This window comes from Microcoleus sp. N9_B4, from assembly GCF_036701635.1.
Classification (GTDB): Bacteria; Cyanobacteriota; Cyanobacteriia; order Cyanobacteriales; family Microcoleaceae; genus Microcoleus.
In genome coordinates this window covers 1-1020 of sequence record NZ_JAUBRC010000124.1, presented here as the reverse complement: position 1 = coordinate 1020, position 1020 = coordinate 1, and the positions used below count along the sequence as shown (strand labels likewise).

Here is a 1020-nt window from a genome sequence, read left to right as displayed (position 1 = left end):
TACAGCACTTCCGGGTGTTATGAGGTACAATAAGAATAGATTAAAAAAATACACCAATGAAAGCATATTCAGTAGATTTGCGGACAAAAATAGTAGCAGCCCATCAAAATCAGAAGCTGTCGATCAGAAAAACAGCAGCGATATTTTCCGTCAGTAAAAGTTTAGTTCAAAAACTGGTCAAGCAACAAAAAATAGAGGGGAATTTACAGCCGAAACCCAGGGGAAAACCGAGATATAGTCATTTGAATAATTCCACAGCTTCTTTGAGAGAAATAGTGGCAGCACATCCCGATGCAACCTTACTAGAATTGTGTGAGTTATTTGCTCAGAAGACGGGAAATTGGGTGGGTAGAACAGCCATGTGTAACGCCTTACAAAAGTTGGGATTAAATCGTAAAAAAAAACAGTTAGGAGTAGCCAAGCAGGCACTGAAAGAGTCATGAAATTAAGGTTAGAGTATTGGGAAAAAGTCAAGCATATCGACCCAAAAAATCTAGTCTTTTTAGATGAAACTGGAGTATTGCTAGGTTTAACCAGAACTCATGCGCGTTCCCAACGAGGGACGAGAGCCTATGCGGTCAAACCTTTTTATCGAGGTAAGAAAGTCACAGTAATTGGTGCAATTAGTCTCACGCAAGTAGTAGCATTAATGACCCTAGACAACTCGATGGATAGCCAAGCATTTGAGGTGTTTATCGACAAATGCTTAGTGCCACAATTGTGGTCGGGAGCAGTAGTAGTGATGGATAACTTACCAGCGCATAAAGTAGATTCAATTAAGCCCATGATTGAAGCGGTGGGTGCTTCTATCTTGTGTTTGTCCCCATACTCTCCTGATTTTAATCCAATTGAATTATGGTGGTCGCAACTCAAATCTTTGTTGCGACAGTTTTCGCCAACCACCACTCAAATGGTTGATACGATAATTGCTGTGGCTCTTGACTTAATTAATCCGAAACATCTCAAAAACTGGTTTACTAATTGCTGCTACTGTACCTCATAACATCCGGAAGTGCTGTA

The 1020-nt window shown here is 40.4% G+C and carries 2 protein-coding genes; both read left to right on the top strand.

The features are described from left to right. Positions 1-56: 56 nt before the first annotated feature. Positions 57-443 (top strand): IS630 transposase-related protein, encoded by a 387-nt coding sequence (locus QUA43_RS30730; RefSeq protein ID WP_333379553.1) that lies wholly within the window; start codon positions 57-59, stop codon positions 441-443. Next, on the top strand, positions 440-1003 hold the full coding sequence (locus QUA43_RS30725; protein WP_333379551.1) for an IS630 family transposase: 564 nt from the start codon (positions 440-442) through the stop codon (positions 1001-1003). Before QUA43_RS30730 ends, QUA43_RS30725 begins: the two co-directional genes overlap by 4 nt. Positions 1004-1020: the final 17 nt, after the last annotated feature.

Excerpts from the sequence above, each read along its gene's own strand:
- QUA43_RS30730 (WP_333379553.1), top strand. The coding sequence starts at position 57 with ATGAAAGCATATTCAGTAGATTTGCGGACAAAAATAGTAGCAGCCCAT.
- QUA43_RS30725 (WP_333379551.1), top strand. The coding sequence starts at position 440 with ATGAAATTAAGGTTAGAGTATTGGGAAAAAGTCAAGCATATCGACCCA.